This is a genomic window from Paenibacillus sp. FSL R7-0048, assembly GCF_038004505.1.
Classification (GTDB): domain Bacteria; phylum Bacillota; class Bacilli; order Paenibacillales; family Paenibacillaceae; genus Paenibacillus_AQ; species Paenibacillus_AQ odorifer.
The window spans coordinates 3166658-3188581 of the sequence record NZ_JBBORF010000001.1 but is presented as its reverse complement, the minus strand read 5'-3'; the positions used below and the strand labels follow the sequence as shown (position 1 = coordinate 3188581).

The window sequence follows — 21924 nt, the reverse complement described above, 5'->3', positions numbered from 1 at the left end:
CTTTCTATTGTTTTTCCGAATTTATTGCTGGTTCTAATTTTGTGTTTTCTTTTGGTTGCAATGCACCTAACATTTCACCGATTCTATGATCAACTTGCTGCAAAATCTCAAATTGTCGTCCTGGGTAAAATTCTAATACTGTTATAATCGCTTCAACTAATTCTTCAGCAGGTCTCGTTAGATCAAGTGCTAATTCAAGTTTTTTTATAATCACCAAAGGTTACGCCTCCTTTCAGGCAAAAATAATAACCATCCAGTTATGAATGGTTACGCAATGCCGTTTTTCTTTTCGTATATTTTAATCAGCCATTCCCTGCCCAGCTGAGTGAATCGCCGATGATACACAACTCTGCCGCTGTCCAGAACCTCTTGTTTAATCTCGACATAGCCACAATCGGAGTATTTGCTGTACAGTAGCCACGTCTCATTCTGCTTGAATTGAATGCCCCGATCTTCCAAATCTCTATTGAGTGCATTGGCAGACTTAAAGCCGATCTCCTTTGCAATCTCTGTGGCGGTGTAGGTCTTATTAACGTGCATCAAAATGGCATTTGTTCGTTCGGCCTGAACCCGCGCGGCACGTTCCTCTTTGAGCTTTGTCAGCAGTTCAATTCCGAAGTCGGGGTTGTTCAATATGTTGTCGATTACATTGTCTGTTGCGTATATTCCATGTTTCTGGATTGCTGGGAGCATATCTTCGTACAGCCAATCCTGAAAAGGGATAGCTTTCGGCTGAGCAGATTGTCCTAGAACGCGGTTGAGTGAGAGGCTGGAAATAAACTTTTCTCCAGCATTATTGAGCTTTCGGACATTTCGATTCAAAATGTCCGAATTCTTGATGTGATAAATCTGTTCCTCTTTGCAAAACTTCAGAACATGATTTGTTGCGGATTCTCCTTGGTATTCAAGTGCTATAGACACATCTTTCGCCCTAATAATGAAGTCGCCCTTGAATTCAATATTAACGTCTGCTTTTGTAAGAACTGCCACTTCGTGTTGCCCTTCAAAGAAAAAAATGCTACTTTCGCTCATCAATAGTTCCTCCGTTCAATTTTGGACATGAAAATAAGCCTCCGAGTTATCGAAGGCTTTCTACTATCAAGCTTATATGTGTTTTGGTACTTGTTCGCTACGGTTATGTCATTAATTAATTATAGCCCAAACAACTCAAATTGTTTACAAGTACGAATTTGACTTTTTAAGATACACAAATAAAGGCCCCTCCTTAGGAGAGACCTTCTTAGTTATAGAATATATTTGTTTTTATACTGTAGTACTACGGTTTATTTGTCTTCAAACCTTCAAGATAACTAAAGAATGATGTGATTGCTTCATTAGCTGTTTTTATAACTTCTTTTTCTTTACTGTCTTTAGAACTGATAAATAAAGAGTAACTTGTCTCTAATACAACAATCTTTGAATACATGCTTTCTTGTTCACCACTCAATCTAGGATTCCTTGAGTAATTGTTATAGTAGTCATTTAATATGGTTTCTTCATCCTTGGTTAATGGAAGAAGATCTTTTGACTTTTCATCGTAAATCCGGACAATTTCGAACGTCTCCTTTTCGAAAAGTTCCACTGAAGATGTTGGGACTGGTTTACTCATTGCTCTTCCATATGCACTTTTTTTAGGATCATTCGTTAAATAATCAATTACTACAAATGAGATAAATAAAATAATTAATATAGAGGTAATAACTATTAATTTCTTCTTCATTTTTGATAATCGCCTTCAATTGATTTTATTTGGGTATCAATATCAGTAATTTTCTGTTGCAAAGTGGCTGATTCAGCCATTAACTCTTCAATTTTCTTAATACCTTCATTAATTGTATCCTGCCAACGAGGTTGTTTATCAACAAGTTCTTTGCCTAATGCAATATAGTTCACTTCGTAATAATTAATTGATGTTTTATTTTTTTCTATCTCTGCCAATAGTCTATCCCGTTCTTCTTTTAATTCAGCTGATGATAACGGAACAGAAGTTGTTAATGCCGAAGTTGTTGAATTATTTGCATCTCCCATAATAATCTTTTTCCCCTCTACTTTTAGAGTCGTTCCTGAGGCCTCTGCCACTGATCTAACTGGAGCATATGCTGATCCATTAATAATAACTGCATCTGCCACTTTCTTGCCATTCTTTTCAATTGTATATATCCCCTGTATTTTTTGACCAATCAAACTTGTAGAATCAGCAAAAACCGTAGCTCCAACAAACAATAGGACGCCAACAACAAGACCAGAGACGAATTTTTTCATAACTTCCAACCTCCTAAACACTTTTTCCTTATAGTACCATTAAGGCTTTGAAGTTGCATAGGTTCCACCTCCAGTGTTTGGCAAGTTTGCGGAATTCCCATGATTATGAGGAGGTACAGTGACGGTATGAGTGTGATTATAGATATATGACCAAAGTGAGCTTATTCCAGATTGGAGATCACTTATTAGATCTTGTAATGTTTGCTGTCCATTAAAAATTTTCGCCCATGATGGGACAATAATTAGTCCTGAGGAGCTTGGAGAAAGATTAACATTCGATCCAGAAAGAGTAACATTTCCATAACCACTTACTATAAGCCCAGCTGATGGAGAATTATATATGGTAGATTCATTACCATTGGCCCTGAGAATAATTCTTGAAACACCACCGTCGTAGGCTGGTATAGATATACCACTATTAGAATCTGAGTAAACTCCAAACGCTATGTTTGATGGATCAATCTCTACCCGGGGGTATATACCAGGTGCACTTGTTCTGAATCTAGCACCAGTAAGAATACCTCCAATGATTTCTCCGCTTGAATAGATATTTCCCTCGAACGTTCCACCTTTAGCATTTATGGTTCCTTGGAAGGTTCCATCAGCTGCATAAACACTACCAGAGGAATTAACTACAAATTTGCCATTGCCTACATTGATAGATGATCCTACAATAGCCCCGCCAGAAAAGTTAGAATTCGCTATTGAGGCATAGTTTGCTGTCAATTTATTAGCTACCAAGTTACCAGCCATATCTACTCGAAAGGGCGCTTCATTGAAGTTTGCGTGTCCTGCTGCTATACCATTTGTATTGATTTGAGTGACTGCATTCCCTGTGCCGATAAGCATAGAGACAAAGCTACCAAATTGACCAATAACAGTCTCGGCTAAAACTCCGCGTGCTGTCACTGCTGATCGTACCGAATTCCATCCATCAGTTGAGATACCTAAACCTTTGGAAGTGAGTCTGACTTGTTCAAGGTGATTTGTCTTCTCTTGCGCCAATATTCCTCCGTCAGGTGGATATATCAATTCTGTTTTTGAGTTATTAATGTCTGTAATGACTTGCTTCGCTACAGTTTCAAAAAGCTCTGTTCGGATACGTCCGTTAGAATATAAGTTGTCCACTAGCTTTTTGCTTTTGTCTAGGTCGGCTATGATATCGTCATAGTCTCTCAACATCACATTAGCTATTGTTGCTTGAGCGTGTTTTTCTTTAGTGAAAGGATATTCTGTGAGTTCAGTTATCCTAGCTTTAAGTTTGACCATTTCCATGTCTGGATCGTAACAATAGACTACATCACCAAGGTTTGGTTTTGTCTCTTCTCTATCGATCTTGTGTAGATCAGCTCCGTCAACTGAAACCTCAAACGTAGGGATTTCTCTTTCCCTTAGTGTCTGTCTTGTTACTCTAAGAAGCTCATTAACAGCAGTATTTAAATCAATGCTTGGATCAATGTCCTGCTCAATAATTTCATCGTCAAAATATGGTACGGAATCACTAGCCCAAGTTGAGGCGTAAGGAGATATAAGATAATTGACTTGTAGTATACCGCCAACTATTGCACCCGGAACAGTCTCTAACAGTGTTTTCTCCTCGTTTGTTAAAATTGAGGACGGTTGACCAATCCAAGTCGTCCCATCCTTCATTTGAGCGTACAATCGTGTTACAAGTGATTTCGCATCGTCTTTGAACTGATCTGATACTATGTTTTTCTTAATTCGATACTGATGGCCATCATCTATTCCGATTTTCTTCTTCAGATGAATGACAAAGTTATCTGGCTCGACTTCGCATCCATACATCTCCACGATCTTATTTAGTGCCTGAAGGCAATTACCTTGTCCAAAATCTTTTACGTCATGTAGATCGAAAGTATCATCAATTGAAAAAGTAAATCTTCCACCAGTTGCCTCAGTAATTAGATTGGTCAGTCGAGAAATAGGAACACCGTAAGCCTCATTAATGTATAAGGAATATGGAAACTTGAAATCTGTTAGTTTAAACATCACATGTGTACACATGATTGAGGCAGTTAATTTACGATCTTCTCTTACTCTGGATCTGCTATTGATAACGTAAAATTGACCCCGTTCGTCCTTAACGTGACCCTTAATTAATAATTTTTCTTGGTAATCCTCTGAATTCATGGGCACCAAGAAAGATATCTCATAATCCGAATTGATCCGTCTCTTCCGTTGGATATCGTATGAATCATTTAAAATTCCCACACGCTTCATGTTCTTATCATAAGACTGAAGGTAGTCCAAAAGTGCACCTCCTTTAATATAGGTATTTATCTCGATGAGTAACGCGCGCAAGTACAGATCTAGTTATTTCTTGATCGGTATATGTGATCTTGTTTTCTCCAAATACGAGATCGAAAAAGTCACCATCCATCAAGTGAAGTGCGTTTTGCCCATTCTTGGTTATTTTCATTTTTTTGGTATCAATAACTATTCGCTCACCTGGTGCGAACCCACCCGTAAAAATGATTTCATCGGTATGTGTATATTTCACTGTTGCCTGAACCTCAAGTGCAAGTTCGAATAAAGCATTATAGGACTGTTCTCTAACCATAGTTGTTTCAAAATTAAGCATAGTCTCAATCTCTGCTCCAAATGATTGTTCACGTATCATTTCAGAATTGAATTCTGTGATAAATTCAACTACTACAGGAATAGCCATATCTAGATTAAGCTTAGATTCAACTTCAGTGATGATGTCGAAATTAACTGAGAAAGATAGTTCCTTTTGAAATGGTCTATCAAAAGGTAATCGATTAAACGCACCCCCGAACATAACTCCTCTCCTTTCTGGTCAGGAAAATTTTCCATACGTAAAAAATGCCCCCGAAAACTTCGAGGGCTTGTGGTGACTAACAATATTTATTCTTCTATTTTTAACGGCGTGCCATTCTCGTCATATCCAAGAGTCGCAAGCCGCATCTTTACAGCAGCCTTGGAGCCAGTTGGGACTTGAGCAATTGTAATATCTCCATAGATAATGAGCGATGCCATAACGATAATCATTTGTATTCCACCTCCTTTCTCAGACTTCAGTAATAGCCATAATAAAAGGCGGCTGATGACGTTCACCGTCATTCACCGCCTAACAAAATAGAATAAATTTCAAAAAGCGCATTTTTATTCTCCCGGTCTTTATCTTCTATCAGCTTTTTTAAAGCTTCATTTTCAAACTTCAGCTTTTCAACTTCCGTCTGTTCCCCGGGCTTCGTCAACTCCGCAATCTCTTCTGGCGTTAAGCCCTCGACCCATAGGTTATCTGGTTGTATTGGAGGTGTGTAAACTGGCTCAGGGCCTTGTCCCTCTCCCTCCGCCCATTGCTCCCGCCAATCGTGTAGTTCGTCGGCATAATCGCCTTGTGCCTCTAGTACAGCGTCCTGATATGCATCCCATGCTAATAGATCAAATTTCGGATGATACAACCCGGTCGGCAACGGAATGCCTACGAGATAACCGATGATCTCTCTTGGCTGTTCTGGTTCTTCGGATACGTCCGCCTCATCTTCGATCTCCCTGTCTTCCGGCAGATCTGGCGCTTCTTCTGGCTCTGGCTGGGCATAAATCGGGACGACCCCAGAAAATGAGTCGTCCTGTATTACGTCCTCTATATACAGGCCATCCAACCCGATTGTAGGTACTGCTTTGCTCATGATATCCCTCCTTTATTCGACTCTGAACGTTGGCAGTCCATCCAGAAAAATGGCATCGCCACCCATTCCGCTTAATACGTACACTTCGCCCGTTGGCATAATCTCCAACCCGCCAAATACACGATTCGCGCCACTTCCTGATAAAACACCAAAGTCTAGTTGATCCTTTGGTCTGTACCCTTCCGGCAACCGAAATATAACAAGGTTGGCGTTAACCGTTGACGAGGTAAATTTTAGCGCTCCTGTAAACTCAACAACTCCGTTAACTTTACGATAGGATGGGACTCGCGAACTGAACAGCGCAGTAAATCCGTTCAGTAACGTTGGAGCAATCCATCCTGGCGCGTCCTTCTCCGCTTTCTTCGCAGCTAACGCACTAACGGTTGAACTTATCTCTGTCACTGCGTCTGTTAAATCATGAAGTTGCATCTTCTCAGTGGCTGCATAGAAGCCCGTAACAACTGGTACTGGTGATTTATCCAGTTTGATGTAAGAGGCGCTATATGGTGCGTTCAGATTATAATTGATCCCTTCAATATGGGCATCTTGCAGTCCAAATGCTACAGACTCGTTTTTAAGGACAACGCCGCGTGCTGGCAAACTAGCCTCGTAAATCCCGAGTATTTTCTGCACGGGATATCGAAATTTGCTCGCAGAAACGGTAGGTTCTGCGTTGTTAAAATGGTAAAAGGAGGAACCTCCTACGATTGTCATTACAGGATTAGCACGTTCTCGGCTGACATATCCGCTACCCACCTCGATAAAGTTATCACCCTCTATGAGAGATAAAGCACCGTCTTCTTGTACTGTCTCAATAACAGTATTTGCAAGGCGGTATAGAAGTTGATACGGCTGCCATCCTGCATAGCCTGGATTAAGTGTTGTAGGCAAGGTGCTCGTTCCTGTTGAGGGGTCTCCCGTTACAAAGCGCCATGCTTTTGTACCACTAATATATGGAGTAGTAAACGTCGCACCTGACACACTGCCCATTTGGTATCCGTTAAAATAAGCCTTTATCTCGTCAGTACTCGGTGTATAGGAGTCTCCCCAACCGGAGTCAGTAGAGGAAACAGTGACTGTTGTATTTCCGGATGCTGAGGTACGATAAACGTCTGCTGCCGCCGAAGATGGAACATCACTGAATGTTTGAGTTAACACCTTTCCATCAAATTTCACTAACGCCGACATAGAAGAATCCGAAAGTGTTGGCGCTATTCCCAATGATCTTAAGCGTTTATATCCAGTATGTGTGCTGAGCACTGTCCAATCTTGCAATCCTGATAGCGTGATCTCACGCCATAACTTCGTTACCTCATACCGTCCGATAACCTCACGCAGTATATCCGGTTCGCTGCCATCCGTAGGGTTAGCGTGTAACTCTACTCCGCTAAAGGCGATAAGAGAGTCTTCGCGTGGCTGAAACGGTGTGGCTGTGCTGCCGATTTCAAGTTGCCAGTTACGGAAGGTGAAAGTTCCAGTAGTGGCGGTGTTTAAAAAGATGATGTTAATTGATTTTGTACCCGCTGGAACTGTAAATGTGAATGGAATAGGATCACCAGAGTTTTTAATTTGATTAATCGTACCCACATCAGAAATCAATCTTACAACTGCCTGGATGTTTCCTTCATAAGCGAACGTGTAACGTCCAGGAGCAGCCTCAACGGTAATTACGGATTGATAGCCAGTTCCAGTCGCTGTCAAAGTTGCATCATATGGACCATTAACGCGAGCCTGGGCGTGCAGTGTATCCAACTTATCCGGTAATAAATTACGTCCATATCGCCGCACATAGAGTCCATCTACTCCATTAATACCTGGAGGTACATAAGGTAAGAGACGGTCTATAGCTTCGCCTGTGATTGTGGTTCCTATGGCGGCGTAGTCTGCTGCGGATACGGCGTATAGGCGGACCTCATCAATATAAACTGTAGCTGCTACAGGTGGTACTTCCATTCCAGCAATAACGCGGAACCCACTACCCACCAATGTATTTGAGATAGGCACTTTAAGATATATTAATTGCCACTTCCCCGTAATTGATGTATCTGCATTTGCAGTGTACCTCGTTGTTACCGTGTTGTAGTCTCTCAACGTAACTCTAATCGTTCCGCTAGTATATGACTGGATATAAACCCAGCAAGCGAGGATATAATATTTAGTGCTATCTAGACTAACCGGAAAATCCCGAATTATATAAGCGGCTGCGGACGTGGATGTAAATTTAAAAGATGACACTCCGCTCTTTAGCATTTCAGTTGAAATTGAAGCCCCGCCGGACACAGACCATCCCGTTAAACTCTCTCCACTCCCAGCCCCACCAAGTAAATCTATTAACGTCCTACCCTGTACCTTTAATCCTTGTAGTCTAGCGTTCTTTGTTGCGTTTAGAATTTGCTGACCAGCTGATAGGACAATATCAGTTGTAGATTCGTTGGTTACTCCGGAAAGATCCGTTAAATTTTTGCGAAATGCATCGTGATCGTAGGCGGTGTAGTAACGGGCAACGCGTGAAGCTACCGCCCATCCTTTTGCTGTTGTTCCTCCAAATCCGCGTGTACAACCGATTAAACTATTTCCACTTTTGGACGTATAGAGAACGGTCTCTGACGTTTCATCTACACCAATCGTAATGATATTAGGACCTTCTGGTAAAACACTCCCGGTTACAACGGGTATAGTCGTAACTGCTGCCGTTATTGCCGCGGATAATTCCGTGCCCGGCGAATTGGCTATCGCAGAATACATTTGCTGTTGTGCCATTAATTATCCTCCTTCCTTATTGCCCTTAGCTATTGTGCGAAACGAATAAGAGTTGAACCTGCATAAAACCTAGGTTTATCTCCTATCAAAGCAGACCGCGGTGTGATGGCTTGAGAGCATAATAAATTTCCTCCTGTTAAAGCCGTTCTCAATCCGACATGTGTCACCAATCCCCAATCCGCCGTAGCTATTGGAAATTCCACATCAGCAGATGACCTAACCGTCATTTTCCCATTCTCCAATGAGGCTACAGCAAAGGTGATAGCTTTTCGCGCATATGATCCACCAGATACTTCTGTCCCTGTGTCAGCCTGTGTAGGATCAGAAGTATATAAAGCTAGATAAACTGTTGATGGTTGGGAAAAAGCCACATTTCGAAAAGCAGCATTTAAAAGTGCCGCTGATAGCCAGTTAGATATTTGCATTGCCATTTTTCTCAGCTCCTATAGTTCGTATTCGTTAATGATTTTAAAACCCTGAATAGTATTTAATCCGGTATTGGTCAGAACGATCAATGGTGTGGCCCTTTCGTCACCATCAGAAGCAATTTTTAGTGTCTGCGGAGACTGTGTAATGTTTGTCTCATAAACTTTTTCATCTGATTCTGGAAAAGGGTTCTCAGACATGGTAATAGGAATCGTTAATTCCCCATCAAAGATAATCTTCTGAATATCCATTGTTCCGGCATATCGTCCGATATATCGCTTCCCCGGTCTATCCGAAAAAGTAAATACAATATCTCCTTTTCGGATATTAAAAAGAGCCGCCACTTGGGCGACTCTGTTGTGATAGTCTATTGTTGAATCATCAGCCATAACAATGCATTCAAGGTTAAATGTTCGTGGTCCGTAAGTGCTACCAAAATCTTTAGCTCCATCTCGATCTGCGAGTTCTAGTGTGTTATCTTTTGTAGGCGGTAATACCGGGATGTTATGAGATTTAAGCCCTAAGCCTATACTTGGAAAGGAAACACCATCTGCTGTTGCAACAATCAATTATATTTCGCCCCCGTTCTAGATTGTGCCCTCCGTACAAAGTTGTCCTTTTCAGTCCAAAACACCTTTGCTGTAGAATCGTCCGTAATATAAATATCTCCCATATTTACTGCAACGTCGCTGCGGAAATTCGAACTGGTTCCAGATCCAGATGATATTGAGGGCATTGAAAAACTTGGCATGGAGAATTTTAATTGAGGTAATTTAAAATTGATGAAATCAATGAGGTCATCTTCTTGACTATCATTCAACACTGCTTCTCCTACATGCGCTTCAATTATTTTTGGTGCACCAATCCTTTCTCCTCGCACTCTTCCACCTTCAGAAAAGGTCTGCAACTTCTCTCCGGTATCTTTTCCCACACCATAAAGCTTCCTCAATTCATCATTTCTAGCTTTAAGTCTTGCCATTTCTGTTCTGTTACCATTTGATAATGCAGCATCGTAAGCGTCCTTATTGGCGTTGTACTCAACTAAATCTAAATCCTTCTTAGATGTACCCACTACTGATAAAGAGGCTGTGGATCCGGTCACAGTAGGTGTTAGTGCAGTAATAGAGCTCATCTTTGATTGATAGTCAGCAATAAACTGATCCAACTGAGCTAATATCTCGGCATTCTTCTCGGATTCCTTCAGTACTTGGATGTTTTTCATCAATTCCGCGCGATTGGCAGTATCGGAAGAAAAGTCCTCAAGTGCTTGGAGCAACTCATCGTAATGTGTTTTAGTAGCTTCGATGTCCTTGTCATAGGCTTCCTTCTTAGCGTCCTTTTCATCTTGAAGGGCTTGCTTCTGTTCTTCCAGGCTTCTCTTAGCTAAGGTGCGCTCATGATCGAGTTGCAACTTTTCAATGTCTTTTTGAACCTGTTTCCGTTCCGCGATTCCATCCGGTCCTACGGCTGAGGCAAGCAAAGCTAATCTAGCTTGCTTTTCTGCTAGTGCACTCTCGTAGTCTTGGTCTTCATTTAATTCCTGTTGCTTACTAAGTAAATCATCAATAGCTTGGATCTCAGCATCCTTCGCAGCAGCATAAGCATCCCGTTCTTCCTCTATTGCTTTAATAGCTGCGTTTTTAGAGGCTTCGATGCTCGTTGTATAATTTTTCGCCAACGTCTCAACGGCCTTAGTTTCGTCTTCAATCAGCTTCTGACGTAGTGCATAGACTTGTTCGTCCGCTTCCATCCGTTGATCTGTACCAACACGATAAATAGCCTGAATTTTTAACCAATCCTGCAATTCACTTTCGGTAGTAGTCTGACCCATAGCCTTTCTATGGTTCAAATCCTTTTGAAAGTCAGAATATTGTTGCTCAAGCAAGCTTTTCTTTTGCTCGTAAATCAGCTTTTCTAGCGCAAAGCTCTGCTCGGCAGTTCGATTTTTATCTTTTGCCATTCGTTCATAGGCTTGTAGTTCCATGGTGATGATATTAATCTTACTTTTTCCAGCCATCTCCATCTTAGTGGCTTCTTTATCTATCCATGTCTGGGAATTTTGGTAACGAAGCTCATTGTATTTCACCGTTAGATCAAATACTTGTTTTTGAGCTTCCGCTTTCTGTTCTGTAGTTAAATAAGACTTCGACAACTCTTTATTATAAAAATTAAGTGATGTCTTCACCATTTCTACTTCTTGGAGATTTGCCTGTCTCATTTTTTCGATTTTTTTCTCAAGAATCGAAACATCTTCGTTGTACCTACTATCATTAAGTGCCTGAATGTCTCTAGTCCATTCTTTTAAAGCATCTTTATCTTCGGCAAGGTATTGCTTATGACGATTCTTAAGCCGCTCGTAACCAGAAATCTGTTGTTCTATGGACCAACCTTGCCGTTCTGCTACATACTGGAAGTTATCCATTTCCTCATCATATGCTTCCTTGCGTGCAGCAGCCGCTTCTTTTGCTGCCTTTTCTGCCTTTTCTGCATTTGATGATTTTGATTTATCCTTACTGCCACTTTTATCTTTAGAATTTTTACTAGAAGATACACCAAATGATGGATCTTGATACATACTGCTAAGTGCAGCTATCTTATCATCGTAAACTTTAGCTGCTGTATCATAATCATCAATAATGCTCTGAATTTCCGCTTCTGCTGCTGCTTGAGCAATACCCGCTTCTCTAAACTGTGATTTAAAGTATTTGAGATCGTCCCCGGTTTGAGTAACGTTATCTCCTGTGATAGCCTTACTACCATTTAACTGAGCCTTTAGCTGTGCCAAGCTCTTAATAGCATCTGCTTCAATTTGATAGGCAGATAATCTTTCGTCGGTAGCTACTTTTGTATTAAATGCTGACGATTTCTCTGAATTTAAGTCATCAATAGCTTTCTGGATTTTCATTTTCCGTAGATTGTTAACCGCATCCGTCTCAAACGCCCATCCATCTGCAGTTTTATAAATCGCTGATGCAAGTTCAGGATATTTGTTAATTAGATCCGTAGCGTTTGAAGCATTTAAGGACTGACCTTTTGCCAGTTCATCTAGTACTCCGTTTAGTTCCGAAACCGTTTGACTATTTCCTTTGACTGTTGATGCCCATTCTTCTTGCGCTTTTATGAGGGCTTTAACTTCATCAGATAGTTCTTCTGTTGATGTGGAGGCGGAGTCCGTTGAATCTGAGTAACTCTCCATTGAATCCGCTGAATCTGCTGCAGCTGTGGCCAATCTACTATTCGCCGCTACACTTGCCTCTGTGACACCATTAAGGGCATCAATGGCTGATTTACTTGCAAGGATTTTTTGCTCTTCTTGGGACAGTTCTGTTCCCAAAGAAATCATTTCATTGCCCCACATTTCCCGTAGGGTTTGAACTGTTTTTCCTAATACCTTATCAACTAAACTCAGGTCGCTCTCTGAAGCGTTTTTAATAGCGAGGTCAGTATAGGCAATCTCCTGCTCTAACTCTGCTTTTCGCTTCGTGGCAGCATCCAGATTCGCTTGTTCGACGATTTTGATACTCTCAGAATATCGCGTCTTCCATTCTTCAATTTTTTGAATATCCAGCTCTTTCGCATTACCAAGTTCATCCCATTGTGATACAAGACCAGGCATCGTGGCACTGAGTCGATCCATTACATTCGCCAGTTCTGATTTCGCAGCAGAAACTTCTTTGTCCGATTTAGTGTTATCGTCAACGATAGATTTCAGTTCGTCGTATCTAGCAACTAGTTCAGCTGTTTTTCGATTCTGTTGCAGAGTCTCATCACTCACTTGACTTTGTGTACCTTTATAATAAGCCCATGCTGTTGTAGCAGCACCTATGACAACTGCAAGTCCTGCTAAAGCAGCACCTATTGGCGTGGCAATAAAAGCCTTTTGTGATACGTTAGCTGCATCGGTTGCAACCTTCATCCCAAGCATCCCTTTAGCCGCGGCAGCGACTCCTGTAACCAAAGAAACCAGAGTTTGTCCAGTCAGAATCCTGGCTCCCGTGTTTAAAACCGTAATTGCTCCACCTAACAAAAGAATCGATGTGACAGTATTTTTGATGGGCCCTGGTAGATGGTTAAACCCATCTAGTAAGATAGTGGCTTGGCCTACAATTAACTTTAATCCTCCAAGTAACCCGCTATCACCAATAGATATAATCAACTCATCCCAAGAAGCGCGTAATTGCTCAGATTGCTTTGTCAGTGTAGTCATTGTGAGGTTGTTTTCTCTTTGTGCTGATCCAAATGATTCCTCTGATACTTTAGCTACATCCATAACCTTGCTATAGTTATTCATCAGAGCGATAAATCTAGACGCTTGATCCCCCCGAGCGATGGCTTGTGTAATCTCGCTACGTTCAACATCTGAGAGGTTATCCCACTGAGCTGCAATCTTACTAAGTAATTCTGGGAACTTCATCATATCGCCATTAGCTTGTCTCATCACTCCAACATACTTTTCTAGCTTGTCTACTGCTATAGGTCTACTGGAGAAGCTAATAAAGGATTTTATAGCATTACCAGCTACAGAACCAGAAAAACCAGCTTGATTCAGTGTAGTCAAATATCCGATAAGTTCGTCAATGTCCACTCCAGCGTTTTTAGCTGTAGCACCCACTCGGTTTATACCTTCTAAGAGCTTCTTAGATGTTGTTGGAAAGTTGTTGGAAACTTCATTGAGTTTATCAAGCAACTTTTCAGAGTCTTCAGCAGCCATCCCGTAGTTGAGAATTGCTCCTGTCATTAATTCTTGAGCCTGGGAAGCACTTTGAAAGGATTGTTCAACGTTTTTAGCCATCAGTGCTGTTCTGGCCAGTTGTTCAGTTTGCTTCTCGTCAAAACCGTTCTGAGCGATGAGCGTATAAACACTCGCGACTTCTCGAAGTGCATACCCATATTCCTTGGCGCTGGATATCATTGAATCTTTGACATACCCAACGTCCGCGGATTCGCCCATGACCCGCTGCACGTTTACTAGTTCATATTCAAAGTCTTTAAGGAGACTGATTGCCTCAGTGGCTCCTCTTGTAAAGGCATAGTACAAAGTTCCCGTCATAGCAAACTGTGCGGCTGTACCCGTAATTCCGTTGATCTGAGTCTGTGTCTGAGTCAACGAACGGCGAATACGCTGTTCTTCTTGTAATGCTTTTTCGCGAACCTGTGTTTCTTTACGTTCTCTAGCCTGCAATGCATTCAACCAAAACTTCTCGTAGTTGGCTGCATATTTCTGAGATTGTTGACTTTCTCTCTCAGCTAATTGCGCTATTTTTTGTCGGATCGCTTGTTCCTGCATTAATACACGTTCTCGTGTGCTATCTGTTCCTGTAGATGACGAACTTCCTGTTGTTAATTTGAGAGCACTAGCGGTGGCTTTATTCTGTAATGTTTCCATCCGTTTTTGATGTTCTCGCTCTTGTTGCTCAATAGCATCATATCTTTTTCTAATGATAGCTTCTTGTGCAGCCATTTTAGCATCAACTAATTTATTAGCTTGTTCCATCTGGCTCTTCTTTGTCTGTATCAGCTCGGTTTGAGCTGTTCGTTGTTTAACAAGAGCTTCCGACTCAGCCATGATCTTCTTTCGCCGCTCTTCAGAAGTGAGGGCAAGTTTATTAGAAGCCGTTGCTAACGCTGTATAGTTTTTAGTGGTTACCGTAATTTCCTGATTTAGCACTTTAAAGGTTTCTGCGTTCCCTTTTACGCCTTGGTCAATCGCCTTAAATGCTGGGATCATTTTAGATGTATCTAAACTTATTCGAGCACCAACTACATCTTTGTTGTCTGCCATTGCCATCACCCCTTGATTGTTAAGGAAAATTTTCCTTTGCTACTGACACGTCTACATACAGAAAAAGAGGTCCCCGGCATCATGCGGAGACCTCTTTTTATTTTGGAAAGATACCTAAATCAGATAGATACTTTGCTTTCTTCGGCTTTTTGGTGATTTCTCCACCGTGAAGAGCAATTTGAAACTCTTGATTCCTCTTTCTAATTCTTTTGAGAGCGTATATCTTTGGGAAAGTCATGTTTTCCCATTCGCTATCTGGAATGCCTAGAGTTACACATAAGGCCCATGCATCAAGTAGTGTTTGTTCTCTTCCCTCTTCCGTCCCTTCGCTCTCGCTTTCTTCCTCAGCGTCCGGATCAGCAGGGAACGATTCCTCATAGAAATCGGGTAATGAGTTTTTCCAACTCCTCGATACCTTCGAAATCGACCTGATCATATTCTTCATCTGGCAGACCGCCTTCAAGAATAAGATTGAAAGATTCGCGATAGGCAGCTTCTATCTTAGGCCAGTCCACAGCTTTTCCTAGATCGTTTTCGACCCATGGTTCCCGGCCGATAGATACAGAGAATTGATAAGGTATCTCCTTCATGATTTTTCGAACCTGTCGTATAGTTCCAATAGTTCCGATTTTCACATTCTTAACAAGTCCTTCAGCCAGTCTGACTTCTGAACCTATATTTAATGTTTCATCGATTTGCTTTTGCACTGTTATTCCTCCTCAAAATAGATAATCCCCCGCTATAACAGCGAGGGACGTCATTGTTAATTGTTGCTTCTAGTCTACGAAGATAATAGTTGCTGCAATACCTTCTGGATTATCTGGAGTGACATCTGGTTCCAAAACCTCCAGATTAAGAGTGCTTGTGCTAGGAGTCTTACGTGCAGCTCCAACATTCAGCGTACCGCCGCCTACAGCTTTGTATACCGTCAACTGCACCTGCACCGGTTGACCTGTTCGGTCATTTATCAATTCAAAACGGTGAACAAACTTAAATGGTTTAGGACGCCGTGTTCCTTTGAAGTTGCTGGATGTTCCTTGTTTGGACCATTTATAGGTCACAATCACATTTTTGTTCAAATTCCCTGTTGCAGATGTAATAACACCGTCGGCCGAAATTGCATATTGCTCAATGGTTGGTGTTGAAGCAACTCTTTCAAGCTTGCTTAGCGTTCCATCTGCCGCTTTAAGATAGACTTCGTCGCTATCCTTAACAAACGTACCACCAAATGCTTCAATTCCTTCGATGGCATATCCAGTAGCACCGAGAATGCCTTCTTCGTTCTCATCGATTTCAACAGGACCTGTTTTTGTCTCTGCCCCTTGAGAAATCTCAGCAATTACAGCAGAATAACGCGGCAGCTCAATCGTAAGCACATCTTGCAAATCTTGTGCGGTCAAGTGAAATGCATAGCCGGACTGTCCACCAAATACTTTCGTCCAAGAGAACTGCGGTGCGAACATCACACTGTTAATTTTTTCATCAATGTATCTTAGAGTCCCATCGTAATCTCTCATCCATATCTTACCGACTCCATCAAATACTAATGGTTCCTGCATTCGTGTATCCCTCCTTGGGTAATAAAAAAGAAACTGATCAGTTTATTTGATCAGTTCCCATAGTTTTAAATCAATTTCTTTAATCCGTTTGTAATCGTTCGTTTCTTTATATCCTTCAATCGGTTGCGTACCTTGCTCCATTAGTCCGAGCTTTTTAGCCAGCTTAACTTTTTCTTTCACAAGTTCCTCAAGCTCTGTCGGCTCTTTCCTAAGTTCGGGTTTCTCTGTCACCGTATCACCCCTTTTCCTTATTTCCATATTACTTCAATTACACTTTACAATCACGTTCATGCTTTAACCATGCTTAATTAATGCGGATATAGTCGATATCATAGATACCTTTATAACCCTTTACACCGCTGATTCCGGTTGCAAAGTCACCATCGTAGGCCAACACGCACAAAAATGAATGGAATTTAGGTTGAACAATCCGCCTATCATGCAAAAGTTCGAATGACCGTTCGAATAGTAGTTTTGCTTCATAACCAGTCTTGCCATAAAAATCGAGGCAGAACTTGCCTTGGAAGACCAACGGGTTTCGTCCGTATTGCCCTGGCATAATGTACTGGCAAATATGTGGTAAGGTTTCCTTTGTCACTACTATTTCAGGCTCTACACCTTTTGTGAAGCGAGTTGCCATCTGTTCGCTATTTGCAGTTGGCGTAAGCTTCAGCATAGCCATAAACACCGTGTCATCCTTATGTGTGTTCTGTATAGCATCAATCAAATGAAGGCTCATGTCTTATCCTCCAAAAAGTACTTGTGGTATGGAAAGTTTTCAATTACCTCCGCAATCCCTTGTAGGATTCGATTACGGTTGGATTGTAATGCGATCCGTAGAAAATAGGTCGGTGGTGTTGGCTTGAACTTCGGGTCAATATCTCCGCGTTCTGCTAGCTCCTCCAGATCCACTCCAGCATAGCCACCGCCTGAGAAACGCATCGTACCATCTATGCTTTTGTAATTCCCTTGTCCACGCCCTACAACCACCTTACTGCTGCGTGATCTTAGTCGATTCCACGCATCAGAATTCATGTAAGTAACTAAACCGGGGTTTTGTGAGGCGTCCGCCATTAAAGATCCCTTACCAAACTGTTCAAGCCATGCCTGCCAGTAATCTGCTGTAATATCTCCTGAGATCATTTGATTAGCGAGTACGAACATTTCCATTTTAAGTTTATCTCGTACTGCTGGATAGTATCGTATACCACCCTTGGCAGTCAGTAGGACAATCTTTGTTAACCCGGTAATTTGGAGAGACAGCTTGTGTTCTAAATCCTTAGACGCCCTTGTAGCATCATATCCGGTGATCATCGCACACTGTCCGATAACTGCACATGCAGTAGATTGGGGTATTTAACTACATCAACGGCATCCACCTGATAAGCCTTGCCGTGGAGAATAACCTGATCTGGATGGATGGCGTCTTGAGGGTCTTTTATATTAACCGTTGTTTGTAATTGCAACGTGTAAGTTGTGGAGGGTAGTAACCCAGGATCGTCTTGGCGTAGTCGTGCAGTGACGTATTGAGCAAAAGCGATAACATTCTCTGCAACTGGCTTGTACTCTTCGTCACCGATGGCATTATCATTTTCGTCATACTTTTGCGAGTAACGTTCGACTGTTATTGTTGCATTGGTTTTGATCAATGAACAGTATTTATCCTTCTCAGTGGTTGGACGCAAGGTTTGAACAAAGAAAGTATCACCGTTTTCGATTAAGTCTCCCGGTTTCACAAGCGATGTTGGAGCGAATAAACCATTGTACATGTATTCTTTGCCGACAATCGTTGTTGCTCGGGTATCCCTAGAAAGTATAACTACATCCGGATCGCCGTTTACAGAACACGGAGAGTGGCGGTGAGCGAATTGTTTGAACATCAGTAACGCCGCCTTTCCTTGTATCGTGTTGGTCCAGCAACGCCAAATATCGGGGCATCTGTTCCTGGTGTCACAGTGGATATCAAATCAATTAGCGCATATGCATCGTCAATTAATTGAATTCCAAATGCACGCCAATCCACAACTTGATTTTCAATGGAGTAATCGAAGTCTTTCTTGGACTTTGCAATTCTTGCAGTCATAGATGGAGCCAGTATGGCAGCGACCATACTTACAGCCGCTGCATATACATAGTTCCTATCATCCTCAACCAAGTCAGCATAGTCGGGTACTTCTTTGATGACCTTAGCTTCTGCTATGGGTAAAACAGAAAGGGCGTCTATGTCGGCATCGGATATTACATCCTCACCGACTCCTAGACGCCCTTTCACTTCATCATGGTACGTATCCGTGATGAGGATCTTATTTGCCATCCTCGCCACCACCGGCTTCGTTGATAGCCTTCTTCAGCTCGTCAGCGTCCATTTTGGTGTAACCAGGGATTTTCAGTTCTTTGGCCGCAGCCTTCAGTTCCTTAATTTCCCCATCCGCTTGAATCATTGCGATTTGTTCCAGTAGCTCCGCTTCACGTGCTTTGGACTCTTCGAGTTGAACCTGAAGTTCCAGTTCGCGGTCGGATGGATTGTCGCTGACGATGTCATTGCTGTCCACGAGCTCAGCCAGCAATTCACCGGTTGCTGCATTCCGAACTTTATTCTTTGCGATTTCCACAAGGCCTTCGGGGGCATCTGTTACGATGTCCCCGGCGTTGTATTCTCCTACGGCATCAACCAATACTTTTACGATTGTCATTGTATGCCCCTCCCTTACGCCACTGTAGCAAAGATATGCCAGTTGACGTATTTCAGACGCGGCAGCACAGTTGCGCCGTTGATGACTTGCCATTGATCCGGGTCGCCCTGGATTAACTTCGTCAGTGCAAATTTTCCAACATGGCCATTGAAGATATCTTCATAGTTGTTCGGGCTAGTCACCAAGTCCATCATAGAACCGGTCATGCCTTCTCCAATAATAATGCACGCATTGTCTGGGATGAATGGATAGAAGTTGCCAGCTTCGTCAACATATCCGCCATCATAGACTTCGTATTGAAGCCCGTTCAATTGCTGATCGATAATATCAGACAGCAGACCTGCTGTAACTACTTCTTTGCCGTAGGTGAATTTAATTAGATCACGGATTTTGGCATTCTGCTTCAAGTAGATGTCAATCTGCTTGTTGACAATGATCTTCACAGCTCGCGCTCCGCTGCCACGGAATCTGAGAACCCACAGATCAATATCAGCCAAAGGATCAGATGTAGCAGTGTTACTCCAAAGAACCGCAGCTGTCGGCTTGTTATTAGATGGAACCCCATAGTTAATAGTTCTGGCCGGCATTGTAAGTGTAGGTGGCACTAAAAGACTTCCTGTAAGTGATTGCCACCGCATCCATTCAAATCGGGTTTCAAGACGTTGGTTGAGATTGACCATTCGTTCAACCATGTACTCCTCTGCCCATTTTTGTTGAAGATCATTCCCTGGTTTCCGCAGGATAGCTATCTTCTCACGATCAATGATCGCTTTTTCACGCCATTCCTGATTGGTAAAGCTCATGTGTTTAACAACAGGCGCTGCGTGAATAGGTGAAGGATCATTAAGACCGGTTGGTGGAGTCATACCAGTATCGTCATAGGTGATGTCGTATTCAATAGTCAAATCAAGTTCAGGTTTAAAATCTACGCCATTGGTCAGAATCTGCGCACCTCGGAAGCCCTTGATGTCAGTTCGAATGTTCTGAACAACCTCAGTTAGGAAGTATGGATCGAGTACATTTGCCATTTATATTGTTCCCCCTTATACAAAGTAGCAGAGTTTCAATGCGGTTTTAGCCGCCGAATCAATGCCTGTCAACTTAGATTCCGTGAAGATACCAGCAATCCACGCCGAAGCGCCGATGTCTGTGAGCGAAGTGTCTTTATCATTGTCCAGGATGCAGACCGCAACTTGTGAACCGTCAGACGCTGATGAGAGATAAGGAACAAATTTCTTGGTAGCAGTGACTTTACCAAGAACAGTACCTTTCTTAATCACTCCGTTGCCTTGGGCCAGCAATACGCCGCCTGGGAGTTTTGCTTGCAGATCAGTCGAGGCAAGCACCTCAATAAATTCCTGGGTGTAGATTGGACCTGGACCCGGAGCGCCGTTAAACTGCGAACCATTCATTTTACTTGTCCTCCTTCAGCAGATTGCCTCTGCCAGTGTTTTTGAGGGCCGCAATCGCAGCAGCTTTAGCTGCCTCTTTCTCGGCCGCTTTAAGTTGCTCTGGTGTTTTCTGAGCCGCTGCTTGTGCATTGACAGGTGGTGTTCCATTGGCCGCTCCTGCTGGAAGATCAAGATTATCGCCCTCTGTGTGGCGACCACCGCCACCCAATGCAGCCTGTGCTTGCGCTTCATAGGTCGCGCTGATCTTTTCAATTTCTGATACCGGCAGATGGGATAGTGCAGTTTTCATCGCCTCCACATTGAAGGCGTCACCCAATGCCCGGACACCAGCTCCGCAAGCTTGTTCGGTAACTTTGACTTTGTATGCTGCTCCATCCGCAGCCTGCGCGCTCAGTGCTGTAAGCTTTGTTGAGATATCAGCATCATTTTCAACGCCGAGTGCTGCTCGGACTTGTCCGAGTACACCATTTGCAGCCGCTAGTGCAGTTGCTTGTGTTTGTGATGCTGCTAAAGCAGCTTTTTGTTCATCTGTCACAGTGTCATCTCCTTTGGCCTGTGTCTCAGGCTCATTGTTTTTTTCTTGCTTGATTACAAATCCATCAAGCCCAGATTTTCCGCTAAAAGAATAAAAGACGCGTCCTCCACTTGGTAGTGACTTCGCATCTTCAGATAAAGCTTCCCATTTGACACTTGATTGAGTTACTGAGGCATTACTCATGCCTACTACCCCAGCACCCGGATAAGCTCCGTCAAAGACAAGTGAGTTCTCCATGAGATCACCGTCATTTATATCAACAGTGCACAGTTTTGTGTCGTATTCTCTACCGCGAATGTGAGGGCAATTCCCACCGAAATACTCCTGACCGCAGATCGAACACGTCTGGCTGCTTACCGTGAAGCCAATTGAAGTATCAAAAATAGTTCCGGCATCAATACCATCTGCTATTTGGTCAATCTTGATATCTCCGACTTCTTGGCCGAGTTTCATGTAATGATCTGCGTACAGCGCCAGTTCATCACCATCCATTTGTAATCGACTTTCAAAGGTTCTACCTATTGGAACTGTTAGAATACCAAGGTTAGCCCATGAGTGATCCAACAATAGTGATACGCCTGCTTTAGCTTGGACTGCCATTTTCCGCAAAAAGTTAGGAGTAAGGCGATAAAAACGATTAGGGATCATTTGATCACCTACAAGTTTTGCAGGAAAGACATACGTTTCATCTTCCGAGAGTGGAACACGAGCAAGTTGATTTATTAATGCTAATTGCTCAGTTGTCGGTTTAGCCATTTACCAATTTCACCTCCTTCTCGTAATTAACAATTAGATGTTTGATCACCTCCGCGCTCATA

At 42.5% G+C, this 21924-nt stretch carries 24 protein-coding genes; all 24 read right to left on the bottom strand.

The annotated features are described in order from the left end of the window. Positions 1-4: 4 nt before the first annotated feature. Positions 5-217 (bottom strand): hypothetical protein, encoded by a 213-nt coding sequence (locus NSQ91_RS14205; RefSeq protein WP_076190007.1) that lies wholly within the window; start codon positions 215-217, stop codon positions 5-7. Between the two features lie 50 nt (positions 218-267). Beyond that, a complete protein-coding gene (locus tag NSQ91_RS14200; protein ID WP_081387723.1) occupies positions 268-1032 on the bottom strand; it encodes a phage antirepressor KilAC domain-containing protein in 765 nt (254 codons plus the stop codon). 244 nt (positions 1033-1276) lie between these two features. Further along, on the bottom strand, positions 1277-1720 hold the full coding sequence (locus NSQ91_RS14195; protein WP_339248267.1) for a hypothetical protein: 444 nt from the start codon (positions 1718-1720) through the stop codon (positions 1277-1279). Further along, positions 1717-2262, bottom strand: a complete 546-nt coding sequence (locus NSQ91_RS14190; protein ID WP_339248264.1) for a hypothetical protein — start codon at positions 2260-2262, stop codon at positions 1717-1719. Before NSQ91_RS14190 ends, NSQ91_RS14195 begins: the two co-directional genes overlap by 4 nt. A 39-nt stretch (positions 2263-2301) precedes the next feature. Beyond that, positions 2302-4533, bottom strand: coding sequence for a phage tail protein (locus tag NSQ91_RS14185; protein WP_340918401.1), 2232 nt, complete (start codon positions 4531-4533; stop codon positions 2302-2304). 13 nt (positions 4534-4546) lie between these two features. Further along, positions 4547-5065 (bottom strand): phage distal tail protein, encoded by a 519-nt coding sequence (locus tag NSQ91_RS14180; RefSeq protein ID WP_340918398.1) that lies wholly within the window; start codon positions 5063-5065, stop codon positions 4547-4549. A gap of 86 nt (positions 5066-5151) precedes the next feature. Then, positions 5152-5295 carry a hypothetical protein gene (locus NSQ91_RS14175; RefSeq protein WP_340918394.1) on the bottom strand — a complete coding sequence of 48 codons (144 nt, stop codon included), beginning with the start codon at positions 5293-5295 and terminating at the stop codon, positions 5152-5154. Positions 5296-5363: 68 nt separating this feature from the next. Then, complete coding sequence (locus NSQ91_RS14170) at positions 5364-5939, bottom strand: hypothetical protein (protein ID WP_340918391.1); 576 nt, start codon at positions 5937-5939, stop codon at positions 5364-5366. 12 nt (positions 5940-5951) lie between these two features. Next, complete coding sequence (locus tag NSQ91_RS14165; RefSeq protein ID WP_340918389.1) at positions 5952-8699, bottom strand: hypothetical protein; 2748 nt, start codon at positions 8697-8699, stop codon at positions 5952-5954. A gap of 29 nt (positions 8700-8728) precedes the next feature. Continuing rightward, positions 8729-9124 carry a phage tail fiber protein gene (locus NSQ91_RS14160; protein ID WP_445252432.1) on the bottom strand — a complete coding sequence of 132 codons (396 nt, stop codon included), beginning with the start codon at positions 9122-9124 and terminating at the stop codon, positions 8729-8731. 18 nt (positions 9125-9142) lie between these two features. Then, positions 9143-9694: a phage tail domain-containing protein gene (locus NSQ91_RS14155; RefSeq protein WP_340918385.1), complete on the bottom strand. Its 552-nt coding sequence runs from the start codon at positions 9692-9694 to the stop codon at positions 9143-9145. Further along, positions 9691-14907, bottom strand: coding sequence for a phage tail tape measure protein (locus NSQ91_RS14150; protein ID WP_340918382.1), 5217 nt, complete (start codon positions 14905-14907; stop codon positions 9691-9693). Before NSQ91_RS14150 ends, NSQ91_RS14155 begins: the two co-directional genes overlap by 4 nt. A 97-nt stretch (positions 14908-15004) precedes the next feature. Continuing rightward, a complete protein-coding gene (locus tag NSQ91_RS14145; protein WP_339248244.1) occupies positions 15005-15352 on the bottom strand; it encodes a hypothetical protein in 348 nt (115 codons plus the stop codon). Then, positions 15282-15614 (bottom strand): hypothetical protein, encoded by a 333-nt coding sequence (locus NSQ91_RS14140; RefSeq protein WP_339248241.1) that lies wholly within the window; start codon positions 15612-15614, stop codon positions 15282-15284. Before NSQ91_RS14140 ends, NSQ91_RS14145 begins: the two co-directional genes overlap by 71 nt. 69 nt (positions 15615-15683) lie before the next feature. Next, positions 15684-16466, bottom strand: coding sequence for a hypothetical protein (locus NSQ91_RS14135; protein ID WP_339248238.1), 783 nt, complete (start codon positions 16464-16466; stop codon positions 15684-15686). A 42-nt stretch (positions 16467-16508) separates the two neighbouring features. Further along, positions 16509-16697 carry a hypothetical protein gene (locus NSQ91_RS14130; RefSeq protein ID WP_339248235.1) on the bottom strand — a complete coding sequence of 63 codons (189 nt, stop codon included), beginning with the start codon at positions 16695-16697 and terminating at the stop codon, positions 16509-16511. A gap of 73 nt (positions 16698-16770) precedes the next feature. Further along, entirely contained in the window at positions 16771-17205 is a 435-nt protein-coding gene (locus tag NSQ91_RS14125) for a hypothetical protein (RefSeq protein WP_340918375.1), read from the bottom strand. Next, complete coding sequence (locus NSQ91_RS14120; protein WP_340918370.1) at positions 17202-17780, bottom strand: hypothetical protein; 579 nt, start codon at positions 17778-17780, stop codon at positions 17202-17204. The genes NSQ91_RS14125 and NSQ91_RS14120 overlap by 4 nt, the downstream gene beginning before the upstream one ends. Then, the gene (locus NSQ91_RS14115) at positions 17777-18346 is read right to left on the bottom strand and encodes a hypothetical protein (RefSeq protein ID WP_076138802.1); all 570 of its coding nucleotides are present in this window, start codon (positions 18344-18346) and stop codon (positions 17777-17779) included. The genes NSQ91_RS14120 and NSQ91_RS14115 overlap by 4 nt, the downstream gene beginning before the upstream one ends. Beyond that, positions 18346-18780, bottom strand: a complete 435-nt coding sequence (locus NSQ91_RS14110) for a hypothetical protein (RefSeq protein WP_340918368.1) — start codon at positions 18778-18780, stop codon at positions 18346-18348. The genes NSQ91_RS14115 and NSQ91_RS14110 overlap by 1 nt, the downstream gene beginning before the upstream one ends. Beyond that, on the bottom strand, positions 18770-19159 hold the full coding sequence (locus NSQ91_RS14105) for a hypothetical protein (protein WP_076189996.1): 390 nt from the start codon (positions 19157-19159) through the stop codon (positions 18770-18772). Before NSQ91_RS14105 ends, NSQ91_RS14110 begins: the two co-directional genes overlap by 11 nt. 14 nt (positions 19160-19173) lie before the next feature. Then, positions 19174-20187 (bottom strand): major capsid protein, encoded by a 1014-nt coding sequence (locus NSQ91_RS14100; protein ID WP_076189995.1) that lies wholly within the window; start codon positions 20185-20187, stop codon positions 19174-19176. A gap of 15 nt (positions 20188-20202) precedes the next feature. Beyond that, positions 20203-20571 carry a head decoration protein gene (locus tag NSQ91_RS14095; RefSeq protein ID WP_076189994.1) on the bottom strand — a complete coding sequence of 123 codons (369 nt, stop codon included), beginning with the start codon at positions 20569-20571 and terminating at the stop codon, positions 20203-20205. Between the two features lies 1 nt (position 20572). Continuing rightward, entirely contained in the window at positions 20573-21862 is a 1290-nt protein-coding gene (locus NSQ91_RS14090) for a hypothetical protein (protein ID WP_076189993.1), read from the bottom strand. Positions 21863-21924: the final 62 nt, after the last annotated feature.